Origin of the sequence: Chryseobacterium sp. KCF3-3, assembly GCF_045865955.1 — a bacterium.
GTDB lineage: Bacteria > Bacteroidota > Bacteroidia > Flavobacteriales > Weeksellaceae > Chryseobacterium.
This window is the reverse complement of the sequence record NZ_AP035792.1, coordinates 2,084,228-2,109,086: the sequence shown is the minus strand read 5'-3', so window position 1 is coordinate 2,109,086 and position 24,859 is coordinate 2,084,228. Positions and strand designations below refer to the sequence as shown.

General features: G+C 36.5%; 23 protein-coding genes. 16 read left to right on the top strand and 7 right to left on the bottom strand.

The window, feature by feature from the left end; genetic code table 11:
• Positions 1-48: 48 nt before the first annotated feature.
• The 8 genes from ACKTTZ_RS09455 to ACKTTZ_RS09420 all read left to right on the top strand — a co-directional run bounded on the left by ACKTTZ_RS09455 (position 49) and on the right by ACKTTZ_RS09420 (position 7,992).
• Positions 49-915 carry an AraC family transcriptional regulator gene (locus tag ACKTTZ_RS09455; protein ID WP_034691626.1) on the top strand — a complete coding sequence of 289 codons (867 nt, stop codon included), beginning with the start codon at positions 49-51 and terminating at the stop codon, positions 913-915.
• Between the two features lie 89 nt (positions 916-1,004).
• Positions 1,005-1,424: an OsmC family protein gene (locus tag ACKTTZ_RS09450; protein ID WP_002982623.1), complete on the top strand. Its 420-nt coding sequence runs from the start codon at positions 1,005-1,007 to the stop codon at positions 1,422-1,424.
• A 292-nt stretch (positions 1,425-1,716) separates the two neighbouring features.
• Positions 1,717-2,748 carry an IS110 family transposase gene (locus ACKTTZ_RS09445; RefSeq protein WP_407846091.1) on the top strand — a complete coding sequence of 344 codons (1,032 nt, stop codon included), beginning with the start codon at positions 1,717-1,719 and terminating at the stop codon, positions 2,746-2,748.
• A gap of 379 nt (positions 2,749-3,127) precedes the next feature.
• Positions 3,128-3,733, top strand: coding sequence for a TetR/AcrR family transcriptional regulator (locus tag ACKTTZ_RS09440; RefSeq protein ID WP_407848513.1), 606 nt, complete (start codon positions 3,128-3,130; stop codon positions 3,731-3,733).
• A 10-nt stretch (positions 3,734-3,743) separates the two neighbouring features.
• The gene (locus ACKTTZ_RS09435) at positions 3,744-5,012 is read left to right on the top strand and encodes an acetyl-CoA C-acetyltransferase (protein WP_034691628.1); all 1,269 of its coding nucleotides are present in this window, start codon (positions 3,744-3,746) and stop codon (positions 5,010-5,012) included.
• 9 nt (positions 5,013-5,021) lie between these two features.
• Entirely contained in the window at positions 5,022-5,447 is a 426-nt protein-coding gene (locus tag ACKTTZ_RS09430; protein WP_034691630.1) for a PaaI family thioesterase, read from the top strand.
• A gap of 2 nt (positions 5,448-5,449) precedes the next feature.
• The gene (gene fabF / locus ACKTTZ_RS09425; RefSeq protein WP_034691632.1) at positions 5,450-6,691 is read left to right on the top strand and encodes a beta-ketoacyl-ACP synthase II; all 1,242 of its coding nucleotides are present in this window, start codon (positions 5,450-5,452) and stop codon (positions 6,689-6,691) included.
• 176 nt (positions 6,692-6,867) lie between these two features.
• Positions 6,868-7,992 (top strand): TlpA family protein disulfide reductase, encoded by a 1,125-nt coding sequence (locus ACKTTZ_RS09420; protein ID WP_407848511.1) that lies wholly within the window; start codon positions 6,868-6,870, stop codon positions 7,990-7,992.
• A 46-nt stretch (positions 7,993-8,038) separates the two neighbouring features.
• On the opposite strand, the gene ACKTTZ_RS09415 is transcribed toward ACKTTZ_RS09420, so the two are convergent.
• Positions 8,039-8,794 carry a murein L,D-transpeptidase catalytic domain family protein gene (locus ACKTTZ_RS09415; RefSeq protein WP_407848509.1) on the bottom strand — a complete coding sequence of 252 codons (756 nt, stop codon included), beginning with the start codon at positions 8,792-8,794 and terminating at the stop codon, positions 8,039-8,041.
• 127 nt (positions 8,795-8,921) lie between these two features.
• Positions 8,922-9,368 (bottom strand): peptide-methionine (R)-S-oxide reductase MsrB, encoded by a 447-nt coding sequence (msrB, locus tag ACKTTZ_RS09410; protein ID WP_407849146.1) that lies wholly within the window; start codon positions 9,366-9,368, stop codon positions 8,922-8,924.
• A 142-nt stretch (positions 9,369-9,510) separates the two neighbouring features.
• Between msrB and ACKTTZ_RS09405 the strand changes: the two genes are divergently transcribed.
• Both ACKTTZ_RS09405 and ACKTTZ_RS09400 read left to right on the top strand, forming a co-directional pair.
• Positions 9,511-10,755 carry a DUF445 domain-containing protein gene (locus ACKTTZ_RS09405; RefSeq protein WP_034691643.1) on the top strand — a complete coding sequence of 415 codons (1,245 nt, stop codon included), beginning with the start codon at positions 9,511-9,513 and terminating at the stop codon, positions 10,753-10,755.
• A gap of 29 nt (positions 10,756-10,784) precedes the next feature.
• A complete protein-coding gene (locus tag ACKTTZ_RS09400; protein WP_034691646.1) occupies positions 10,785-11,675 on the top strand; it encodes a hypothetical protein in 891 nt (296 codons plus the stop codon).
• A gap of 35 nt (positions 11,676-11,710) precedes the next feature.
• Here the strand turns inward: ACKTTZ_RS09400 and ACKTTZ_RS09395 are convergent, their stop codons facing one another.
• Positions 11,711-12,748 carry a quinone-dependent dihydroorotate dehydrogenase gene (locus ACKTTZ_RS09395; RefSeq protein WP_407848506.1) on the bottom strand — a complete coding sequence of 346 codons (1,038 nt, stop codon included), beginning with the start codon at positions 12,746-12,748 and terminating at the stop codon, positions 11,711-11,713.
• Positions 12,749-13,114: 366 nt separating this feature from the next.
• Complete coding sequence (locus ACKTTZ_RS09390) at positions 13,115-13,810, bottom strand: pseudouridine synthase (protein ID WP_407848504.1); 696 nt, start codon at positions 13,808-13,810, stop codon at positions 13,115-13,117.
• Between the two features lie 303 nt (positions 13,811-14,113).
• On the opposite strand from ACKTTZ_RS09390, the gene ACKTTZ_RS09385 reads away from it, so the two are divergent.
• The 3 genes from ACKTTZ_RS09385 to ACKTTZ_RS09375 all read left to right on the top strand — a co-directional run bounded on the left by ACKTTZ_RS09385 (position 14,114) and on the right by ACKTTZ_RS09375 (position 18,232).
• On the top strand, positions 14,114-15,655 hold the full coding sequence (locus tag ACKTTZ_RS09385; RefSeq protein ID WP_034691655.1) for a glycine--tRNA ligase: 1,542 nt from the start codon (positions 14,114-14,116) through the stop codon (positions 15,653-15,655).
• Between the two features lie 106 nt (positions 15,656-15,761).
• On the top strand, positions 15,762-16,595 hold the full coding sequence (locus ACKTTZ_RS09380) for a hypothetical protein (protein WP_407848502.1): 834 nt from the start codon (positions 15,762-15,764) through the stop codon (positions 16,593-16,595).
• A 107-nt stretch (positions 16,596-16,702) separates the two neighbouring features.
• On the top strand, positions 16,703-18,232 hold the full coding sequence (locus ACKTTZ_RS09375) for a hypothetical protein (protein ID WP_407848500.1): 1,530 nt from the start codon (positions 16,703-16,705) through the stop codon (positions 18,230-18,232).
• A 130-nt stretch (positions 18,233-18,362) separates the two neighbouring features.
• Here the strand turns inward: ACKTTZ_RS09375 and ACKTTZ_RS09370 are convergent, their stop codons facing one another.
• A complete protein-coding gene (locus ACKTTZ_RS09370) occupies positions 18,363-19,691 on the bottom strand; it encodes a M48 family metalloprotease (RefSeq protein ID WP_034691662.1) in 1,329 nt (442 codons plus the stop codon).
• Between the two features lie 100 nt (positions 19,692-19,791).
• On the opposite strand from ACKTTZ_RS09370, the gene ACKTTZ_RS09365 reads away from it, so the two are divergent.
• Genes ACKTTZ_RS09365 through ACKTTZ_RS09355 form a run of 3 tightly spaced genes read left to right on the top strand, consistent with a single transcriptional unit; the run spans position 19,792 to position 23,114 of the window.
• On the top strand, positions 19,792-20,925 hold the full coding sequence (locus ACKTTZ_RS09365; protein ID WP_407848498.1) for a serine hydrolase domain-containing protein: 1,134 nt from the start codon (positions 19,792-19,794) through the stop codon (positions 20,923-20,925).
• Between the two features lie 5 nt (positions 20,926-20,930).
• On the top strand, positions 20,931-21,542 hold the full coding sequence (locus tag ACKTTZ_RS09360) for a YdeI family protein (protein WP_253315956.1): 612 nt from the start codon (positions 20,931-20,933) through the stop codon (positions 21,540-21,542).
• A 12-nt stretch (positions 21,543-21,554) separates the two neighbouring features.
• Entirely contained in the window at positions 21,555-23,114 is a 1,560-nt protein-coding gene (locus ACKTTZ_RS09355) for a helix-turn-helix domain-containing protein (protein WP_081906361.1), read from the top strand.
• Here ACKTTZ_RS09355 and ACKTTZ_RS09350 read toward each other — a convergent pair whose 3' ends face one another.
• Together ACKTTZ_RS09350 and ACKTTZ_RS09345 are read right to left on the bottom strand one after the other, a co-directional pair.
• Complete coding sequence (locus tag ACKTTZ_RS09350) at positions 23,115-24,029, bottom strand: hypothetical protein (protein WP_034691672.1); 915 nt, start codon at positions 24,027-24,029, stop codon at positions 23,115-23,117.
• 8 nt (positions 24,030-24,037) lie between these two features.
• Positions 24,038-24,850 (bottom strand): hypothetical protein, encoded by an 813-nt coding sequence (locus tag ACKTTZ_RS09345; RefSeq protein WP_407848495.1) that lies wholly within the window; start codon positions 24,848-24,850, stop codon positions 24,038-24,040.
• Between the last annotated feature and the right edge of the window lie 9 nt (positions 24,851-24,859).

Below are 24,859 nucleotides of genomic sequence, written 5' to 3'. Positions count from 1 at the left end.
ATACAGCTCAAATCGTGCTTTTTTGTATCTTTAAACTAAAGTTAAAGGATGCCGCAACAGCTTATTTTTGAAGATCACTATAAAAGACTCGGACTGGAAATATTTTCAGAAGAAAATCTGGAGAATTTCAACGGGAATCGGTTCTCTGCAGATATTAAAGTATTTTTTATTTCTTCAGGATATGAACTTACGGTAGATTTTAATCATTATACAACCAAGAAACCTTCACTTTTCTTTCTCACCAACCAAAATTTAAGTATCCAAAAAGGGAAAGATGAATCTATCCTTCTTTTCTACAACCGGGATTTTTACTGTATTCAGATCCATGATAAAGAAGTGGCTTGCGACGGCCTTCTCTTTCATAATGTATTTGAAATTCCTTTCGTAGAGCTTGATGATTCTGAAACATCTCTTATAAAAAGTTTGTTCCAGAATATTCAGGATGAACTTGAATGGAAAGATTCTTCCGCAGAGGAAATGATCAGAACCTATGTAAAACAGATCATCATCCGGGCTACCCGAAAGTGGAAGAAACAAAATCTGGATAATGACACGCTCAGAATACCTGGCAGTGAACTTGATATTTTCAGAGATTTCAGCAGACATCTGGAAATTCATTTCAGAGAGAAGCATAATGTAGCAGAATATGCTGAGCTGCTTCATATAGCTCCAAAAACCTTAACTCATAAATTTAAAAATTTAAATCTGGACTCACCCAATCAGTTTATCATCAACAGAATTTTATTAGAAGCTAAAAGATTGCTGTTTTATACGGATAAACCTGTCAAAGAAATTGCTTACGATCTCGGCTATGAAGATCCGGCTTATTTCAACCGTCTTTTCACCAACAAAACAGGAAGCACACCTGCAAATTTCAAAAAAGATTACACTTCGGGAAAAAAGTACAATATTTAAGTCATTTTATCTATTGAATAATCCTCGCTACAGATATACCTTTGTAACATCAAAATCAAACAACAATACTAAATACAAAAACAAACATTATGAGACGTAACGCAACAGCCGTTTGGAACGGTACCATTAAAGAAGGAAAAGGACATTTAACTACTCAGAGTACAACGTTAAACCAGACTCAATATTCTTTCAACAGCCGTTTTGCAGATGGTGTAGGTACAAACCCTGAAGAATTACTGGCAGCAGCCCATGCAGGATGCTTCACGATGAAACTGGATGCAGAATTATCACAGGCAGGTTACAATCCTGAAGAATTAAAAACAACTTCTGTAATCACTCTTGACCCAAACATCGGAAAGATTACAAAATCTGAACTGACTCTTACCGCTAAAGTTCCGGGAATCTCAGAAGAAGAATTCCAGAAATTTGCGAAGATTGCTGAAGAAGGATGCCCTGTAAGCGCAGCTTTCAACTTTGAAATCACATTGAATGCTACTTTAGAGAACTAAGATTCCAGGCATTTATATCATAGAAAGAGGCTGTCTCCTATGTTTGCAAAGTCAGATGTAGGAGTTTTTAATTTATACATTTGCTAGAATAATAGTGAAGATCAGAAGAGCTAAAGGCTGTCTTAGTAACTTAAAGTATAGTATACTGATTTTGAGAAATAGCCTTCTGTTCTTTCGCTTCCTAAGACAGAACAGAATGTAAGGCGGTGATTTAACCAGCTTCAATATCCATTAGGAGACAAGTCTACGGGAAGCTATACTATATACTTAAATTTTAATAAATACAGTTAGTATGCAAACACTTAAACAAGTAGTAGGTATTGATGTAGGTAGTAAAGAACTCGTAGTATGTTTTGGGAAACTCTTTAGTAATCTTGAAAAACAACTTTATCTTTATGGCAATTTTCGTAATACCTCCCAAGGATTAGCAAAATTATATCAATGGGTTGAAAAACACAAGGATACTGATGTGAGCGTTCATTATATTATGGAAGCTACGGGCGTTTATCACGAAAAATTGGCTTATTTTTTAGAAGGAAAATATTGTAACATCAGCATTATCCTTCCCAATAAAATCAGCAACTACTTTAGAAGTCTGGAGGTAAAAACCATCACTGACAGAACATCCTCAGAGGCTATCACTTTATTTGGTTTAGAGCGTAATACAGAACTATGGAAGAGCCCTGATCCGGTTTATAAAACGCTAAAGCAACTTACCAGAGAAAGAGACCAGTTAGTACAAGAGCGTACAATGATCAAAAGTCAACTTCATGCCGAGCAAACTGAATCAACTCCCAATAGTCACTCTATCAAAAGAATGCAATATCGTATTACCATATTGAATGATCAGGAAGTAGAAATACAAAAAGAAATAAGGGAAGTTATAAAATCTAATTCTAAGCTTATTGATGCCGTAAATACAATAAAATCTATTCCTGGAATAGGTTTACTTACTGCAGCAATAATATTAGCTGAAACCAATGGTTTTGAAACAATTAGAAACAAAAAACAATTAGTAAGTTATGCAGGATTAGACATCAAAGAAAAACAATCAGGTATATCAATCAATGGTAAACCGGTAATCTCCAAACGAGGCAACAGGTATCTGCGTAAAGCCATACATTTACCTGCACTCGCAGCAATAAGACATGAGCAGCATTATAAAAATATTTTCGTTAGGTTGGTCAATAAACATGGAATCAAAATGAAAGCTGCGGTAGCTGTACAAAGAAAATTATTGGAACTGGCATTTATACTCTACAAAACTCAACAACAATACAATCCCAAATACCATCTAAATCTTACTCCAATAAAAGAAAGTTAGGGTAACCCCTGAAGATTACCCTAAGCAGGCTTGTATAAAACAGCCTTAAAGTACAAATTTATAAAAAATATTTTTTTTTCTTGGATATTAACACAGAATCTCAAAAGCCAAATGATTGGGCTTTTGTCATTCTGACGAAGGAAGAATCTCTTCGATAACAAACATATGAGATTCTTCACTACATTGTTGAACTACGTTCGCAGACCTTCAGCCTGTGTTCAGAATGACACTTTTAAGACGGCCTCTTTTCTTTTTAAAAACAATTCCAGTGGTTTTAGCCAAAACTTAAACCCAAAACATTCAAATTAATTATTCTTCTCTAATAAAATATACCGAATGGTATAATTTTGTATATTTGCATCAGAATTAAACATTTATAATGTCGAAGGCAGAAAAAACAAAACAGCATATCATTGAGAAAACAGCAACCCTTTTTAATACCAAGGGTTATATTTCTACATCGCTGTCCGACATTACTCAGGCAACCGGCCTGACAAAAGGCAGCATCTATGGAAATTTTGAAAACAAAGATGAAGTAGCAATTGAAGTTTACAAATACAATTCCGGATTATTGAGCAAGACACTTAGTCGTTCTTTTGGTGATGAGTATCCAACTTCACTGGATAAACTGCATGCTTTTGTAGATTTTTACCGGAAAAACTGGAAGTTTGTCTTTGCCAACGGCGGCTGCCCCTTAATGAATGCCGCAACCGAAGCTGATGATTCTTTTCCTGCCTTAAAAACACAGGTTAGAAAATCTTTTGAACAATGGATGACAAAAATATCAAATGCCATTGTTGAAGGACAAAATAAAGGTGAAATTGATAAAAAAGTCAATGCTGAGCAATATGCTTCCCTATTCATCATGCTTATTGAAGGTGGAATTCTGCTTTCAAAAACAATGGGTGACCAAAGTTTTCTAAACCACGCTTTAGATAAAGTCAGCCACATGATTGATCATGAACTCAATATTCTTCCATCATAAATTATACAATATGGAAACAAAAAAAGTGGCTATTGTAGGATACAACAGAATTCCTTTTGCCAGAATGAATACCGCTTATTCAGAGCAGGGTAATCAGGATCTTCTTCTTGCTTCTCTCAACGGATTAATAGATCGTTATCATTTAAAAGGAAAACGACTTGGAGAAGTTGCGGGTGGCGCAGTCATTAAACACATTTCTGAGAGTAACCTCATCAGAGAAACGGTGATGAATACCACTCTTGACCCTGCAACACCTGCTTGTGATCTTCAACAGGCATGTGATACAGGAATTGAAGCTGCTATTTATATCGGAAATAAAATTGCCCTGGGGCAGATAGATTGTGGTATTGCCTGCGGAGTGGAAGCGATGAGTAACATCCCGTTTGAATCTTCACCCAGATTAAGAAAAGCTCTTTTACAAGCGAATAAAGAAAAATCAGCGTTTGGAAAATTAAAACAACTGTTAAGCCCAAGACTGAAAGACTGGATGCCAATTCCTTATAAAGGACAGGAACCTAAAACCGGTCTGGTAATGGGTGAACATACAGAAATTACCGCCAAATATTACAAAATTTCCAGAGAAGAGCAGGATGAACTCGCTTTAAAAAGCCACCAAAATATGGCAAAAGCTTATGATGAAGGATTTTTTGATGATATGATTACTCCGGCCTTTGGTCTAGATAAAGATAATAACCTGAGACGCGATAGTAGTATTGAGAAGCTTTCACAGTTGAAACCCGCTTTTGATAAACAGAATGGAACTTTAACGGCAGGAAATTCAACACCATTTACGGATGGTGCTTCCGCAGTTTTACTGGCCAGTGAAGAATGGGCGAAAGCCAATAACCTTCCTGTTTTAGCCTATATCAGTTTTTCTGAATTGGCGGGAATAGAATATGTAGAAAATAAACAGGATTTACTTCTTGCTCCTGTTTTTGCAGCAGAGAGAATGCTTAAAAAAGCAGGCATGAGTTTGTCAGACTTTGATTATTACGAAATTCACGAAGCATTTGCCGCACAAGTTTTAGCCACCATCAAAATCTGGGAAAATGAGGAACTTGCCAAAAAATTCGGATTGGAAAAAGCTCTGGGGAAAATTGACAGAAGCAAACTGAATGTAAAAGGAGGAAGCCTTGCAGCAGCACATCCGTTTGCCGCAACAGGAGGAAGAATTATCGCAACACTGGCAAAACTTCTTCATGAAAAAGGCAGCGGAAAAGGATTTATATCCATCTGTGCAGCCCGTGGACAGGGAGTAACCATGATTTTAGAAAAGTAAAAATTAAATATGGATAGATTAGCACAATTAAAACAATTCATCGGAAAAGAATTTGACCAGTCTCCGTCTCCATTTATGAAATGGCTTAATCCTATTGTTCTTTCTGTAGAAGAAGGACAACTGGAATTTCAATATACCATAAGACCGGAATGGCTGAACCCGATTGGAAACCTTCACGGTGGAGTTACCGCTGCCATTATAGACGATATCATTGGTGCTACCATGTTTTCTTTAAATGAAAATTCTTTCATTACCACTATAAATAATGTCATAGATTATTTTTCAACTGCAAAAGAAAATGATAATATTGTAGCCGAAACTAAAATCATTAAAAGAGGAAAGCAGTTTGTAAACGCTCAGTGCGAAATATGGAATGCAGATAAGACCCGCCTAATAGCGAGAGGAACCTCGAATTTATTCAAAATCAATAACTAAGTATGAAAAGAGTTGTCATTACAGGTCTTGGCGCAGTGACGCCTTTGGGAAATAATGTCGAAGAATTTTGGCAAAACAGCATCAATGGAGTGAGTGGAGCAAACAAAATCACCCATTTTGACACAGAAAAGTTTAAAGTACATTTTGCTTGTGAAGTTAAAAATTTTGATCCAAAAGTACATTTAACCCACAACGAAATTAAAAGGAGTGATTTATTTTCACAATATGCCATGTATTCCACAGCAGAAGCTTTAAAAGATTCAGGGCTTGAGCTGGAAAACATGGATCCATTTGACATTGGTGTGATCTGGGGAACAGGACAGGGCGGAATGTGGACTTTCGAAAGTGAGGTCATGAATTTTGCAGCTGGGGACGGAACTCCAAGATTCAATCCTTTCTTTGTACCGAAATTTATTGCTAACATGGCATCAGGAATGATTTCTATGAAATATGGTCTTCAGGGAATCAATTATACAACTGTTTCTGCTTGTGCCACCGGAAATACGGCATTAATGGATGCCTTCAATTATATTCGTCTTGGAAAAGCAAAAGTAATTGTGAGCGGTGGCTCTGAAGCGGCCATTTCTCCTGCTTCTATCGGAGGATTTTCTATTATGAAAGCCATGTCTACAAGAAATGATGATTTTGCAACAGCAAGCCGTCCTTATGATGCAGACAGAGACGGTTTTGTAATGGGTGAAGGTTCGGGAACTCTGATCCTGGAAGAATATGAGCACGCCAAAGCAAGAGGAGCAAAAATCTATGCAGAACTGGTGGGTGCAGCAATGACAGCAGATGCCTATCATATGACAGCACCTCATCCTGATGGTGTTGGAGCCATCAAAGCAATGCAATTGGCTCTTAATGAAGCAGAAATCAATGTAGATGATATTGATTATATTAATCCACATGCTACGTCTACTCCACTGGGAGATCTGGTTGAACTGAACGGAATTAATAAATTATTTAAAGGAAGCAAAAACCTTGATATCAGTGCAACGAAATCAATGACTGGTCACCTGTTGGGTGCTGCCGGAGCAGTGGAAGCCATTCTTTCCATCAAAGCTATTCAGAATGGAATTATTCCTCCAACAATCAATCTTCACAGTATTGATGAGAATATTCCTCAGGATATCAATATCGTCTTTGGAGAAGCAAAAGAAAAAGATATTACGTATGCTTTAAGTAATGCTTTTGGATTTGGAGGTCATAATGCCACTTTAATTTTTAAGAAATTTTCTTAATTTTTAAAATACATTACTAGTGATTCTTATTTCTGAAATTTACTAATCTTGCTTAGTCCTAAGGACAAAATGTAGGAAGATCTTTAATAAAATATTGACAATCCCTGTGTTTTTAAAGCACAGGGATTTTTTATGTATGAAAGTTTTTGTAAGTTAGTTTCCCTACAAAATATTTTATGAAGAAACTTTTCTATGCATCATTAATGCTCATTTCAAATTGTATTTATTCTCAGAATAATTTTGAAATTGATCTCCGTTCAGATTCATACATTAATGACAGCCTCATGTTGGGAGCACCATCGACGAGAAAAGGATTTGGGGACCTTTATACCTTCAAAATACAAACGAACAACAATATTTCTGATTTTGGAAAAAAGATCAGGATGGCTCATTCCATTTATTATTTTAAAATTCAAAAGAAAAATATTGTCAATGGTTTTATAGAGTACCCTCAACCAGTAGCTTTTGGTTATATGGGAAAGAAGGGTGAAGCAGCCAATAGTACCAAAGTATTTTTTTTAGAAAAAGGAAAATATAAAATTGATTTACCCAAAGACATCAATAATGTAGAACTTAATATAGATTCCCCAACGAACAAAGAATATAAGGCTTTACAAACATCATTAGAACCGTTTTATATAAAATCAAAAAGTCACTACCAGCTTGACAGTTTGATCAATATGGACAAGAAACAGGAATTTTTAGGAGAATATATCAGGAAAAATCCAAATTCGTATGTTGCATTATGGGAAATTGTGAATGATTATACTCTTAACGATTACCATCCTGCTTACTTGGAAAATTTGAATTTATTTTCTGCAAAATTTAAGCAAAACAAATTATACAAAGGTGTTGAAGCTCGTTTAAAAGCAGAACAATCTACCTCCATCGGGCAAAAAATACCCGATATTTATTTTGACAAGCAGAATAAATTAACGTCTGAAGACTTTAAGAAGTATAAATTAACCTTTATTGATTATTGGTCAACCACTTGTGCTCCCTGCATAAAAGGAATGCCTGAAATTGTGAAACTGTATAATGAATATAAAGATCAAAATGTAAATTTTATTACAATTACAGATGAGCAAAAACCTAATAGAATGGAGGTTGCCAAGAATATTTTAAAGAAAAACAATGCGAATTGGATTAATTTCTTTGATGTAAATAAAGAGTTCCAAAAGAAAGTGAATGCAACCAATTATCCTATTCATTTTATCATTGATGAAAACGGAAAAATAATTGCCCGAATCAGCAATGGCATTGAGGAAGCAAGAACAATTATTAAAGAATATCTACAATAATTTCTTCAAAAGAAAAAAGCAGTCAAAAAAATGACTGCTTTTGTTTTTATGCTTTCAACCATTCTGAGGAAGAAAGATAATTCTGATCGGGATAATAAATGAACAGACAGTTTTTTCCTTTAATCGTGTTGATTATAGACTGTGTGAGTTCTCTTGGGACGGCAGGGCAACCCCAGCTTCTTCCAATTCTTTTGTGCATCGCAGCAAATGCATCACTTACATAATCCGCACCATGCATTACAATTGCTCTTCTGTATGCAGCATCATTAAAGCCCTTATCCATTCCCAATAATTTCAGAGAGTATCCGTTATCACCCTGATAGGTAGCATCCGTGATATAAAATCCCAGGCTACTCTGCAGCGAACTTTCCCTGTTAGAAAAATTCGTCGCAAATTCTTCGCCGGTATTCTTTCCGTGTGCTACTAATGAGTTGAACAGAACTTTTTTGTCTTCCAGGTCAATGATCCAAAGTCTTTTAGTGTTAGAAGACATAGAAAAATCGCAGATTGTTAATAAATGCGAATCCTGGGTAAGCAATCCTGCTTTTTTTAAATTTTCATAACCAGTCAATGCTTTTGAGAATACTTCATAGTTCAGTTCATGTTCCGGGTCAAAGGCAATAGATTGGTATAGTGCTTCTGATGAAGATATGGCTGTTGCGCCCTTCTCAGATTTCGTTTCAGCTACTTTTTCAGTTTTCGTTGTTGTTACATTCTCACTTTTCGCCACCACTTTTGGGGAAATGTAGAATGAAGTCGTCACCATGTAAACAAGGCCTAATACGCTATAAAATCCTTTCATTCAATACTATATAAATCCAAATTAGTGGGGCAAAATTATAAAAACATAATTACCAAAGGGTTATAACTCTAAAAAGTTTAACGCTATTTAAGAAACTTTAACGTCCTGATTTTGTGAATTAAAGCACTTATTTTTGAGAATCCGGAACAAATTCAAGGCTTACAGAATTCATACAATATCTCAATCCTGTAGGCTTCGGACCATCATCGAAAACGTGTCCCAGATGGGAATCACATCTTTTGCAAAGCACTTCTACCCTATCCATTCCATATGACTGATCTCTTACATAATAGACTCCTTCTTTATCAGCTTCAAAGAAACTCGGCCAGCCACAGCTGCTGGAAAATTTTGATGTAGAACGGAACAGATGATTTCCACATACAGCACAATAATATTCACCAACCTCATCAAATTCATTATATTTTCCTGTAAAAGCTCTTTCTGTAGCCGCTTCTCTTGCGATCGCGTAGAGATCAGGAGTAAGGAGCTTTTTCCATTCTTCATTGGAAACATTGAGTTTGGTAGTATCGGTTCTGGAATAGTATGGATTGTTTTTTGCTTCTGTATTTTCCATAGGAAGGGTTTTAATGGGTTCGTATTTCTGCGTACATGCCTGCAGAATAATTAATAGGGTTATTGAAATTAAAAATTTCATAGTAAATATTAATTCTTTAACCACGAATGGTTTCATAACCAAATTTAGTAAATTTGAGAATATGAATGACGAAGCAAAAAGAAAACAACTCAGAAAATATAAAGCATTTGCCACCGGATTATTTGTCCTGATGGCTGTTATTTTCATTGTTACCACTATTTTACAGAAGTCTAATAACTCTCATTGGATTGGCTATGTACGGGCTTTTGCTGAAGCGGCAATGGTAGGTGCACTTGCGGACTGGTTTGCGGTAACTGCATTGTTCCGTCATCCTCTAGGGCTTCCCATTCCCCATACCAACCTGATTGAAAACAGTAAACAGAGACTGGGAGACAATCTTGGAAGTTTTGTGGTGGGTAACTTTCTTTCTCCTCAGAATATACGTCCTTACATCCAAAAGCTCAAAGTTTCCAATTTTGTGGGAGAATGGCTGGGAAAGGAAAAAAGTCAGGAGATTTTGATTAAAAATCTTTCTGATATTGTTCTTGATATTCTTAATAAGCTTGATGATTCTACGGTAAGCCAGTTTATCAGCAAAAAGGTTTCTGAAATGACGGATGATATCAAACTTAATAAAGTGGTAGGAAACGGAATTGGTTATATTCTGGAAAAAAATGACCATCAGAGGATCATCACCAATCTTTCGAAACAGATCAAAGATTATATCATTGAAAACGATGAAATGATCCAGGAACGGGTAAAGAAAGGAAGCTATTCATTCATTCCATCTTTTGTAGATACTAAAATTGCTGATAAAATTGCTGATGGACTTTCTGATTTTTTTAAAGAAATAGAAGAAGATCCTCAACACGAAGTAAGAGGTTTGATTACCCAGAAAATTCATGAATTCTCTGTTGATCTGAAAGAAGATCCGAAATGGGATGAAGAGTTTAAAACCATCAAAAACGGGCTTCTGAAAAATGACAAACTGGATGAATATTCTAATGACATCTGGGTTTCCATCAAAAAAACGCTGATGAAAGAACTTCAGGAGGAAAACTCGGCTTTGAAAAACTATCTTACTAAAAATTTGAATGAGTTTGCCCAGAATTTAAAAACCGACGAAAACCTTCAGAACAAAATTGACCATTGGGTTCGGGTGACGGCTTATAAATATATTCTGAAAAACACCCATCAATTCGGAAACCTCATCAGTACTACCGTTGGAAACTGGCAGGGAAAAGAACTCAGCGAAAAACTGGAACTGGAAGTAGGAAAAGATCTCCAGTTTATCCGGGTTAACGGAACGCTGGTCGGCGGGCTGGTAGGATTGATTATCTACACCATTGCGCACTTCTTCATTTAAAAAAAACTAAAATCCACGATAACTCAACCATGAAAAAAATTTTCAGTGTCTTCTTTTTCTTTTTCCTTACATTTTTTCTCGGGCAAAAAGTTGAATTAAAGAAAGTTACAGATTCTTCACAGACTTTTACGGGAGAGATCAATGGAGTACCTATTACGATACAACTCAATTATACAGGTGTTGTAGACTGTGATCAGTATCAGCATTATGTGGATGGATGGTATTATTATGACAAATACAAAAAGAAAATCCCACTTACCGGAATATATGACTATTATGGAAGTCTGTCACTGTATAATTTTGGAGCGAAACAAAAGCAGAATTCAAAACTTTTGAAAGAACAGATCACTTCTCTTCAGAAAGTAGAAAAGACTGATGAAATAGCTCAAAAATTAACACCAAAGGAAACTATTATATTTGATCAATCAACTCTTAAAAATAATCCAATTCCCGGACATTTTTATCTGGACAAAAAATCCCAGCCTGCAAAATTGTTTACAGGCAATACAATGATTTACCGTCTTAACAATTATCTGTTTTTACCAAATAATAAAAAAATCAATACCTATGATTTCATTAATAAAGCAGGCGGAAATGAACTGATTTCCTATTCTTCAGGAGAAAATGGAAACAGGGTTTTGCTTTATTTTGAGCAAATATCAAATTTTAATGCCTGTGGGCAATGTGGGGCAAGCGACGGAGAAAAAGGTTACAGGGTTCTCTATTTCACAAAAGACTGGAATTATAAAAACTATGAGGAATTCCTGATTGAAAGCTGCTGGGAAAGTATCTATGACGTCACCAAAACAAGATCCAAAGACAAACAAACTATACAATATAAAATCAACAAGTCAGAAAGCACTCCTGCTCACACACTTACCGTAGATATAAAAAATGCATCCGTAGTAAAGTCAAAATAAAAAAAGAGAGTTATCTCAACTCTCTTTCTCTATTTTTATCTTGGTAATCTGCTTGCTCTTTTCAGAAGTTCCTTATTGATTTCGTTGATCAGTTCCGGACCTTCATAAATAAATCCTGTGTACAACTGAACCAGTGTAGCTCCTGCATCTAACTTCTCCATCGCATCTTTAGCAGAGTGGATTCCTCCTACTCCAATGATTGGGAATGCTCTGTTGCTTTTATCAGCAAGGTATTTGATCATTTTTGTACTTCTCTCACGGATAGGTTTTCCGCTTAATCCACCATTTCCGATCTGTTCTAAAACTTCCGGAGAGGTTTTCAGACCTTCTCTGTTCACTGAAGTATTGGACACTACGATACCATCAATTTTTGTTTCTGCAATCAGTTCAATGATTTCATCCAATTGATTGTTATTCAGATCCGGTGCAATTTTAAGCAGTATAGGCTTCTGTACAGATTTTGACTGGTTTATTTTTTTCACTTCTGTAATCAGCTCTCTCAGATAGTCTACATCTTCCAGCTTGGCGTGGCTTCCAACATTCGGGCAGCTTACATTCAGGACAAAGTAATCTACATGAGGATGAAGACCTTCAAAGCAGTCTAAGTAATCCTGGGTATAATTTTCCGGGCTTGTATCTGTATTTTTCCCGATGTTTCCACCGATGATTATTTTCCCTTTATTGGATTTCAGTTTTTCAATAGCTGCTTCAAGACCATCATTGTTGAATCCCATTCTGTTGATGATTCCGCCATCTTCAATAAGACGGAACAATCTTTTCCTGGGATTTCCGGCCTGCGCTCTTGGAGTTACCGTCCCGATTTCTACAAATCCAAATCCAAGGTCTCCCAATTCGTTAAATAACACTGCATTTTTATCGAAACCGGCAGCCAGTCCTACAGGATTTTTAAATTTCAATCCGAAAACTTCTCTTTCCAGACGTTTGTCTTCAATTGGTTTTGGTAAAAACAGTTTGGTAAGAAATCCAAAATTTTTAAGCATTGAAAATGTAAAATGATGAACTTCTTCAGGATCAAATTTGAAAAGGATCGGACGAATGAGCGATTTGTACATTGAAAAAAAGTTTTACAAAATTACTCATTTTAAAATTAATCGCAGATTATCCTATGATATTTTATCAAAATATCTGATCTACAGTATCTATAAGCTGGAAACAAATCTATGTACGTTGCAAATGAGTAAGTTATTTTAACGCTACGATCGCAAAGAAATATCACCATCCTGAAAACATTTTTTGGTCGCAAGGGCGCTTCACTAAGCGAAGTGCACATTATAAATCCTTGCTGAACGAAGTGCCCTTGCGATCGGAAATAAAAACCATGTATTAGTTAAACTTTGCGAGCATTGCGTTAAAACAATAGAAGCAGAGAAATACCTTCCCCAACCTTGTCAAGGTTATTTAAAATCTTAAAGTTTTAATTAAGAATAGGCGCTCAGATCCAATTTCAGGATATCCCCTACTCTTTTGAACTCTTCATCTATAGTCGCATTCACGGTAATTCTTTCGTTAGAAACAGGATGATTAAAAATCAATTGATGGGCGTGAAGCGTCATTTTATTGATCTCAAATGTTTGAAGCCACAACTTGTTCTGTTTATTGCAGCCATGCTTACGGCAACCTAAAATAGGATGCAGAATATGTTTAAAATGTTTTCTCAACTGATGGAATCTTCCGGTTTCAGGAATTGCTTCTACCAAAGAATATCTCGAAGTCTGGTGCTTTAGAAAAGGTAAATCTATTTCTGAAGTCTGCAAACGGCGATAGTTTGTAACGGCATTTTGTTTAACTTCATTTTCATTAACTAAATCATAATCAATGGTTTCTTCTTCTTTTGTCCAGCCCCGAAGAATGGCCAGATATTTCTTCTCCACTTCTCGTGATGCAAACTGTTCACTCATGATTCTAAGAGTATCTTTATCTAGGGTAAACAGCAGAACACCCGAAGTTTTTCGGTCTAAACGGTGTACAGGATACACTTTTTGCCCAATCTGCTTCTTCAATTCCTGAATAGCGTAGGTATCGGCTTCTCCCGCATAGAAAGATTTATGAACCAGTAATCCGCTGGGCTTGTTAATGGCTATAATATGTTCGTCACGATAAAGAATTTCTAACATGGTGCAAAAGTAAAGATTTTCGACTGATATTATATGCTGCTATCTTGGTAAACCTAACAGGTTTTGAAAACCTGTTAGGTTTAGACATTCCTTTATCAATAGCCCCGATCTAAGAGAAAATCCCGCAGTGAGGCGGCGGCGCGAAGCAGAGCCGCCGAGCGAGGAATTGCAACGGAGAGCGGGTTCCCGGCTCCTTAAAAATTAAATTGTAAATATTTGCCTGTTTATTAACGGCTTTTTTTATTGAAACTCATGATTTTGATTCCAAATTCATATTTTTGCATTTCAGACGTTAAAAAAATTATGGCAAAGCAAGAAGATGTTTTCAAGAAAGTGATTTCTCACGCTAAAGAATATGGTTTTATTTTCCCATCGAGTGAGATTTATGATGGTTTATCCGCTGTTTATGATTATGGACAGAACGGTGCCGAACTAAAAAATAATATCAAACAATATTGGTGGAAAGCTATGGTACAGCTTAACGAAAATATTGTCGGCATTGATTCGGCGATCCTTATGCACCCAACTACATGGAAGGCATCAGGCCACGTAGACGCTTTCAACGATCCATTGATTGACAATAAAGATTCTAAGAAACGTTTCAGAGCAGACGTTTTGGTGGAAGATTATTGTGCTAAAATTGAAGATAAAGAGAATAAAGAAATCGAAAAGGCAGCGAAAAGATTCGGGGATGCTTTCGATAAAGATCAGTTTGTGGCTACGAATCCAAAAATTCTGGAATACAGAGCCAAAAGAGAGGCTATTCTTTCAAGACTGGCAAAGTCTCTGGAAAATGAAGATCTTGCTGATGTAAAAGCTTTGATTGAAGAGCTTGAAATTGCAGATCCTGATACAGGTTCTAAAAACTGGACGGAGGTAAGACAATTCAACCTGATGTTCGGAACAAAACTGGGAGCTTCTGCCGACAGTGCAATGGATCTTTATTTGAGACCGGAAACGGCTCAGGGTATCTTTGTGAACTTCCTGAATGTACAGAAAACTTCACGTCATAAACTTCCTTTCGGTATTGCTCAGATTGGTAAGGCTTTCAGAAATGAGATTGTTGCAAGACAGTTTATCTTCAGAATGCGTGAATTTGAACAGATGGAAATGCAGTTCTTCGTTGCTCCGGGAACGGAACTTGAATTCTACGAGCAGTGGAAGCAAAAACGTCTGAACTGGCACAGAGCTTTAGGTTTGGGTAATGAGAACTACAGATTCCACGATCACGAAAAGCTTGCTCACTATGCAAATGCTGCGGCTGATATTGAGTTTAACTTCCCATTCGGATTTAAAGAACTGGAAGGTATTCACTCAAGAACGGATTTCGACTTAAAAGCGCATGAAGAATTCTCAGGAAGAAAACTTCAGTTCTTTGATCCTGAGAGAAACGAAAACTATGTTCCTTATGTAGTGGAAACTTCTGTAGGTTTAGACAGATTATTCCTTTCAATCTTCTCTCATTGTTTAAGAGACGAAACGTTAGAAGACGGTTCAGAAAGAACAGTTTTATCGTTACCACCAGCATTAGCACCAATTAAAGCAGCTATTCTTCCATTGATGAAGAGAGATGGTTTAGCAGAATATGCAGAAAAGATCTTCAATGATCTGAAATATGATTTCAACTTATTCTACGAAGAAAAAGATGCGATCGGAAAACGTTACAGAAGACAGGATGCCATTGGTACTCCATACTGTATCACTGTAGATCATGACTCTTTAGTTGATCACACGGTAACCATCAGAGACAGAGATACGATGCAGCAGGAAAGAGTTCCTGTTTCAGAGTTGAGAAGAATCATCGATGAGAAAACGAACTTCAGAAATTTACTTTCTCAATTATAGTTTAAAAGCCCTGGTTTCAGGGCTTTTTTATTTTTCGCACATTCCGGATCAACCTACCATAAAAATGATTATTTTTAGCGGACTAAAAACTAAACTAATAATAACCATGAAAAAACTGATGTTTTCATCACTTGCTGTGGCATTGCTCTCAAGTTGTGTGTCTAATGATAATCCGGCCGACCACAGAGACAACAGCAATAATTCTCAGAACAATAATAACGGTCCTTTTCATCTCTTAAAAAAAGCAACTGACGTCAATCCGGGAGGCCAGCCCTATGTGGTTGAATTCAAATATAATGGAGATAAGCTTGTAGAAACTTATAATGCACTGGATGATGATAGAGTTGTTTATACTTACAGTGGAGATTATATTGCTAAAACAGAAGAATTTATTGGTGGCACTCTGGTTCTTATGAGAGAATTCACCTATTCTAATGGAAGACTTTCAACGGAAAAGATAACTGATAAAGAACAGGGAACGCTTACCTATACCAAAATCTATCAGTATCTCAGTGATACCCATGTTCAGTTTGATGAATATAAAAGCGGAACTTATAATCCTGCGACAGGAACATATTCCAATCTTGTATTTGCACAGGTGGATGTTAATTTAACCAATGCCGGAAATGTGGCTTCAGCCAAATATACTTATAACGGAGTTACCTACAATATCACCAATACTTATGACACCTTCAATAGTCCGATGAAAGGTATAAAAGGTTTTGTTAAGATCAATTTATTTGACGTGAGTGACGGACAAATAGGTTATAATAATTTATTGAATCAAACCGAGAGTTATTCTGGTTCATCCAATGGAACGAACAAAATCACTGCAGTTTACACGCTTAACGGAGATAACTATCCTACCAAAGCTGTTACTACATATGACAGTTCTGGTTATGGAACAAGTACTCATAACTGGCTTTACGAGTACTATTAATAATTATTTTGCATTTTTAGATAGTAAGCTCTGGAATTATTTTCAGAGCTTTTTATTTTTCGCAACATATAGGTTAATTTATTATTTTTATCCTTCAAATTTTAACCATGAAAAAAATAACGCTGATAATGTTTGGGCTCATCCAGACATTTGCATTTTCTCAAACTCAGGACCTCACAACTCTCGCTGCAGGTGATCACGTGGGAATGAATGCTCTATTTGATGATAAAGACAATCTTTACGGCTACGTTTCTCTATATTCTTATGGAAAATCCGGTGATAAAACCAAAAAGTTTGAATATGTTATCCTGGACAAAAACCTCAACCCTGTTGCCAATAAAGAATTTGAAGGAGATATCACGGCTGCCTCTTATTTGGGATATGTTGATTTTAAAGGTCAGATTATCTTAAAGCCTTCCATGATGGATTATTCTCTTGTGAAAAGCAAAGAAGTATTTACTCCGGTTTCTATGGTAATTGATCCGAAAACCAACTCTATTACCCGAAAAATATATTATGATTACCTGGAAAACGGTAGTTTCAAAGAGATCAACGAGCCGAAAAGCTGGAAAGAACAACGTAAGGAAAACCGTGATGAGAAAAAAGAGAAAGGCTACAACTACGTTTCTGCAGTAGGAGAACTGAAAGAAGGTGGTTATTTTGCTGTTGAATACAAAGACTACGGGAAGTACGAAAACAGCAACAGCCTCATGAGATTTGATGACAACAAAAAGGAAATCTGGAGATACAAATATAACACTGACGGAAGTAAAAAACTGTACACCACTTTATCCGTTCTGGAAAGAGACGAAAATTATATGTACTGTATCCTGAAGAAAGTGAATGACAAGCAGAAGACATTCAATCTGATGGTTCTTGACATGAAAACCGGAAAAGAAACATCCAACAAACCGATTACCGGACTATCTGATGATACAATAGATAATATTGAATCCTTCTACTCCAACTACAGAAAGCTTGATAATGATAAAACGTTTGATGATAAAGTAGTTGTATTGGGAAGAAACTATGATGATTCAGAATCAGTGGGATTTGCAAGAATGGTCCTCAACAAATCTGATTTTTCAGTTGATATGAAAGCGATCAATTATGAACCCAATATTTCTGCTTTTCTTCCAAAGGTCGACAAATATGGAATGGTAGAAAGCGGTTATATGCTTCAGACCAAAGATATGTACTTTATGAACGATGGAAGTGTGGGTATTTTATCCGAAAAATACAAACCGGCAGGGCAATACAACGCTCCGAAGACCACGGATCTTGTGTATATCTACACGGATAAAGATTTCAAAGTGAAAAATGTTCAGGTTTTTGAAAAGGAAAAATCAAAATGGGTCAACAGCGATTACCTCTTCTCACAATACCTCAACGGAGGAAAAGACGTAGTATTTTTCTATCGTGACTATCAAAAAGACGAAGTAACCAGGCAGAAAAGATGGAATTTGTTTATCAATACCATTATTGATGGAAAATTCAAACAGGAGATTATTCCAATTTCTGAAAAAGATAATTATGCAGTAACGCCATACGTTGGAAAAGAAGGCTACATCCTTCTTCGGGAATATAACGAAAAAGAAAAATTCAATAAGATCCGTCTGGAAAAATTAAATTATTAATACAAAAAGAACCCTGGCTAAACATCAGGGTTTTTCTTTTAGGTTTGGCTAAAGCCAATAGAATTTTCTATTATTTCAAAAACGGGCTAAAGCCCGTTCCTATTGATATTCCAATTATTCATAATGAAAATCAGTTTACCTTCGCTATCGTCTCATTCGTCTGATAAAAGTCTGCAATATTTTTTATTTCATCAAGGCTTAAATTCCACATGAAATTCAGAAACTGCTGATAACTTTCACTTTGATTTTTGGGTTCTATACGATCCAGATACCGGTTCAGATTATAGTTTTTTCTTGCTTCATATATTTTGGAAAAACATCTTCCCAACCAGCTTTTATAATATTTTTCTTCCTCTTCATCCTGCAAAAACTGCATGGCAGCATAGATTCCCAAACCATAATCTTCAGAATGGAAATAATTGGGTAAAATCTCCATCCTCGCAGTTTTCCTTAATGTTAAAAACAGATCTGAGGGTTTTTCCGGGCTAACAGGAGTTTTAAGCTCTGCAAAAGTCTTTTTAAGCACTTCAAGTCTTCTGGAAACTTCAGGATGTGATGCCAGAGAATCTTTGTTCAGCTTTTCTTTATAGAAATTATAGTTATACAAAGAGAAATCTTCCTTCTTCATCCATTTTTCATTGAATGCCTGCTTGGGAAGATTAAATAGTTTTTTATACGTTTCTACCTTCAGTTCTCTTGGTGAAATGGTATCAAAATCCTGTAATCTCTGAAGAGCGTTGACAAATTCTGCTTTCTTGAAATCACTGTTTTTAAAGATAACATACCCGAGAGAATCTGCCTGCATTTCGCTTTGTCTTCTTTCTACTCCTTTCTTGTAGGCTGTATTTTTAAAAATATCGAATGCCTTTTGATTCTGGCCCTGGCTTCTGCTTGTTGTAGTAGATTTTATATTCTGCACCACCACTTTATCCTGTTTATCCTGTTCGATAATTTTCAAAAAAGTCTTCAGGGAATGTTCCTCTATTTTGTGTCCCAGCTCATGAGCAATTACCGCAGCAATCTGTTCCTCATTATTCAGCCAGCTGTAAAGCCCCATGTTGATGACAAAGGTTCCATCAGCAAGACAGTAAGCATTGGGAGTGTTGTCTTTTGCAATCAGAATTTTCAGATCCTGAGGAATTGTAGGATTATTCTTTTTAAGACGTAGAATCATAGATTGTATACTGGTTTCAAATTCAGATTTAAAGATAAAATCCTTATTCTTCACCTGCTTTTCAAAATCAGTTCCGAATTCTTTATAAATTTTGGATAATTCAGAACCTGTTTTCCCGGAATATTGAGACTTTAACCTCTTTACAGTTGCTTCATTATTTCCTTCAAAACTCTTTAAAAATGCTTTTCTCTGTATATAATCTGCAGTATCTATAGGTTTATAAATCTGGGCCATTCCCATGATTGAAAATAGGAAGTACCCCAATACAAAAAGTTTTCTGGTCATAGTTTTCTTCAATAAGAACAAAAATAACTTATTTGCTGATTCATTTTAAATTTTATAACCAAATTATTCTAAATTTGTTAAAGACCCCATTCATGAAAAAATGAGAATACTAAAGTATATGATAGGTGGAGCTGTAGCAGGTGCAGCAGCAGCTTATTTTTTTGGATATGATTATTTATTTAGTGGTATTTCCAAAACCTACCTTAAAGGAAAATCAAGTGCATACATCGACGATGGAGACCTTTTCCCCAGCAACCCTATTGCGACGGAAGAGCCCAGGCTCTGGGAAGAGGATGCTGAGTATAACAAAAAAGACTTACCTAAACATTTAGTTGACAATTTAAAACGCTCCAAAACAGCAGCTTTGGTGGTGATAAGGAATGGGAAAATTCTTCATGAACAATACTGGGACGGCTATAACCAGCTATCCCAAACCAATTCTTTTTCTATGGCGAAAGCAGTGACTGTGATGCTTTTGGGAAAAGCACTGGAAGAAGGAATTATTCCATCTATTGATGAAAAGTTCTCCGATTTTTATTCTGAATTTAAAAATAAACCCTTCGGAAATCAGGTTACCCTTAAAAATTTAGCTCAAATGGAAGCGGGATTAGATTGGAATGAAGACTACAACAATCCTTTTCTTCCCAATGCTAAAGCCTATTATGGAAAAAGCCTTGTAAAAGCTGTATTCACAAGAAAATTCAAAGAAGAACCAGGGGTCAGATTTGAATATCAAAGCGGTTCTACACAACTTCTTGGTTTTGCCCTGCGTAAGGCTCTTGATAAACCATTGGCAACTTATTTATCAGAAAAGTTCTGGGCTCCTCTGGGAATGGAACAAAATGCAAAATGGACTACAGATGATCATGGTATGGAAAAAACCTATTGCTGTATTCATTCCAATGCAAGAGATTTTGCCAAGCTGGGACAGTTATTTCTGGATGACGGAAAAGCGGGAGACCGGCAAATCCTCAATCAAGGTTTCATTGAACAGATGAGAACTCCTACCGAAAAGTCTGAAAACATTTATGGAATGGGCCTTTGGATCAATCATGACAACCCCATCAAACATTACTATTTTCTGGGATTACAGGGTCAATATATCATTATGGTTCCGGAGCATAATATGGTCATTGTAAAAACCGGAAGCTATTCCAACAACCCTAAAAATGACAGAGGAAGGCCCGATCAGGTAAAATTCCTTGTTAATGAAATTGTACAATTATTCCAATAAAAACGATGGAGAAATACAGTCCAAAAATTGATGCATATATTGAAAAATCACAGGATTTTGCGAAACCTATCCTGCATTACATCCGTGAAACCGTTCATGAGTTCTGTCCTGATGCCGAAGAAACCATGAAGTGGAGCTTTCCCCATTTTATTTATAAAGGGAAAAATCTTTGTGCTATGGCTTCTTTCAAACAGCACTGTACTTTTGGATTCTGGCTGGAAAAGGAAATGAAAACCATGCAGGAGATTACTCAGGATATTGAGAAAAATTCGATGTTCAGTTTAGGAAAAATTACGCAGGTCGGAGATCTTCCTTCCAGACCTCAGCTGAAAAAGGCAATTACAGAAGCTATGGAGCTTACGGATATGGGCGTTACCATGAAAAAAGCAGCACCCTCCAAAACAGAAATGGAAATTCCTGATTATTTTCAGAATGCTTTAAATGCCCAGCCAAAAGCAAAAGATTTTTTTGAAAAAGCTTCACCCTCTTTCAGAAAAGAGTATATTGCATGGGTTTCCGAGGCTAAAACAGAAGCTACCAGAAATAAGAGACTGGAACAGTCTTTGGAATGGATTGCTGAAGGTAAAAGCCGCAACTGGAAGTACCAGAAAAAATAAAAAACACACACAATGAAGAAAAAAATTATTCTCTTTTTCTTCCTTATTATTTCAATTTTTACACTCGCTCAATCATTTGATTTTGAGGGACAATATAAGTATGCCCGCATGCTTTCTTCTCAAAATCCTGACAGCTCAGAAATTATTCTGAATAAGATCATTGATTCTGCCCGGAGAAGAAACCACCAGGAATTTCTTGCAAAGGCTTATTATTTAAAGTCTTTCAACAGCTATTTAAAATCAGATGCTGAAAAAAGTCTTGATTTTGCAGATAAAGCGCTTACAATAGCTACGCAAAGCAATTACAGCATTGGGAAGGCGCTGGCGTACAGAATGCAGGGAACTCAGTATGCAAAGCTCGGATTGCTTAAAGAATCTTCTACAAGTCTTAGAAATGCTCTGGCAGAAGTAAAAACCAATAATACGGAAGAAGGACATGAACTGAAAGGCATGATCTTTAATTCTTTTTTGATTCTTCTCAATAAGGATCAGTACAAAGAGAAGGCATTTTATTCTAAAAGTGCCATTCAGGAATTTCAGAAGCTAAAAAATACTGCCAGACGAAATGAATTGCTGATTTCTGCCTACACCAATATGGGCTATAATTTATCTGAAGTAAAAAAATTCAGGGAAGCCAAATATTATTTTACAAATGCTCTTTCATTAGTAGGGGAAAGCAATTATTATCTTCAGGCCAACATTCTTAATGATATCGGATTTTCTTTTTCAAAACAGAATAAACCAGACAGTGCAATCCTGTATTATCAGAAATCTCTGGCCATTGTAGACCAGTATGGTTTCAACGAAAAAAAAATTGAGGTAACGAAAAATCTTGAAGAAGCATATGCCCAGCTCCACGACGAGTCTAATACCGAAAAATATAAAATTGAAAACCTTACCTTAAAAGACAGCATTGCTTACAACAAAGCCATGGCCGTCAACAAAACTTTATCAAAAAAAGAGGAAAGCTTCCATCAACAGCTCAACGAAAGTCACAGCATTTCAAAAGGACTTATTATAGCCTGTCTTACTCTGATTATTGTTTTAGGCGCTGTGATTTTCAATACTCTTCGTCTCCGTAAAAAACATAAAGAAGTTGTAGCAAAAATTTACAGAGAAGGGATTTCTCCCGTTATTTATGAGGAAGATCCACAGGAAGCTTCTGAGGATATTCAGACAAAAAACACCCCTACTCCTATAGAAATAAAAATTTCGCCTGAAGTAGAGGAAAACATACTAAACGGATTAAAAATTTTTGAAGAAAACCTTGAGTTTAACAACAAAAACATCTCTCGTTACAACCTTGCAAACACGTTGAATATCAACACAAAATACCTTTCAACGGTTATTAAGAAACATAAAAAATTCAATTTCAATCAGTACATTAATCATCTAAGGATCAATTATATTGTCACCCAATTGAAAAACGAACCTCAATATAGAAAATATAAGATCAATCATCTTGCTGAAATCACGGGATATTCATCTCACAGCGCCTTTTCTCTTGAGTTCAAAAAGATCACAGGGCTGCATCCTTCGGCTTTTATTAAAACCCTTGATGAGATCTCCTGATTACTGTTCTGCTATGGTAAGATTATTATAACCTCCCGTATTATTAAGCGAGAAATTCGCAACGTTTGAGTTATTTAAATTAAACCAGATATAAGGCATTAGTCTTTGTCCTGCCGTCATATAGAATGAAGCGGTACAGTTACTTCCGGCATCAATATTTCCGACACTGTTTGAGGACATGGTATTGGCACATTTCACTGTATTGACAATATTGGAGGCAGCCAATCCTGCCGTATTATCATAAAGCTGCCAGATGGCTTCTATCTGAATAGGATTTAAAGGATCTGTAGTATAATTAATGGCCAATGGAGCCAGGTCCGTGGTGAAAGTGGCTACATAAATTCCGTTTCTGGGTGCTGTAAAAATTCCCGTGCCGGCATTGAAGGTCGTGCCGGAGTTACTTTCAAAGGTTTTACTCCAATCTACCAAGTAGTTACTCGCCCTGTTCTGCAAACCGGCAGTTACGGTTGGTGTGGCTGGAGTTGCAAGCTTCACGTTATTCGTTGTTTTGGCTGCAATCACAATCACTTTATTACTGGCAGGCTGAGCTGTCAGCAAAGGAAGCCATTCATTTCCGTTGGAATATTCTACGCCGCTGTTATAGCGTACTGCCCCTTCATCTGCTGCAACAGCTGTTAAAGTAGAAGTTCCAAAACCAATCGCTCCGTTTCCGGAATTTCTGGCGTCTACTTTTACAGCCGGGCTCAAAGTTCCTACTCCTAGTTTCCCTGTATTATTTACAAGAATATCATTAGCCTGCTGAGCGGGTGTAAATGTTGATCCGGAAGAAGGATTATCTTTCTGCCCGTCAATATGTAAAATACCTTGCGGGTTTGGGGTATTGATTCCAATTTGTGAAAATGCACACTGGAAACTTAAAGTCATTAAAATCAGTAAACAATTCTTTTTCATCATGTATCTTTTTATAATCCGAAAATACTTAAAGAAGTTAGCGTAGAATCCGTGTCCAGTGTTTTTGAACTTCCCAGTTTCTGATTCAGGCTTACTGTAATATTATCTCCCTGGTTCAGGTTAAAAATGCCGGAACAGTTTCCTGCAACACGGTTTCCAATGGTATTGTTTCCAGGGTAACTTCCTACACATTTGAATACCTTATTGGTTGAAGAAGAGGCTGAATTGGTCTGAATCAAAGTTTCATACCTTGAATCATTTGCAATACTTCCCGAAGCCAGTGAAAAGGTAAATGACACGATATACACCCCCGTTTTTGAAGCGGTAAAAGTTCCTGTACCTGCATTAAAGCTGCTATTCACATCTGTTTTCTTAGTCCAGCCGATAACAGCTGTCTGTACTCCATCATTGAAGCTTTGTAGGGAAGCATTTTCTGCATCCACAAAATCATTGGGAGCCTTATGAGCCAGTGTTACCCAGGTTGTCCCGTTAGAATAGCTCAGATCCTGAGCTCCGGAATTATACCTCATCGCTCCGGCCTTTGCTGCAGAAGCAGCCTGTGAAGTTCCTCCGATTCCTATTGCATTTAAACGTTCTCCTGATCTCAGGTCAAGCCTTGTTTTGGGAGATTTTGTTCCTATTCCTACATTTCCAGATTGAGTAATGACAACATCATCGTAGTAGCTGGAAGGTATAGAAACAGTGGTATTTTTTTGCCCGTCTATATGTACAGTTGCTTCCGGAGAAGACATATTGATTCCTATCTGTGCTTTCATCCCTATGCCACAGCCAATGACCAAAGCCAGTCCTAATATTTTTCTCATATTCAAATA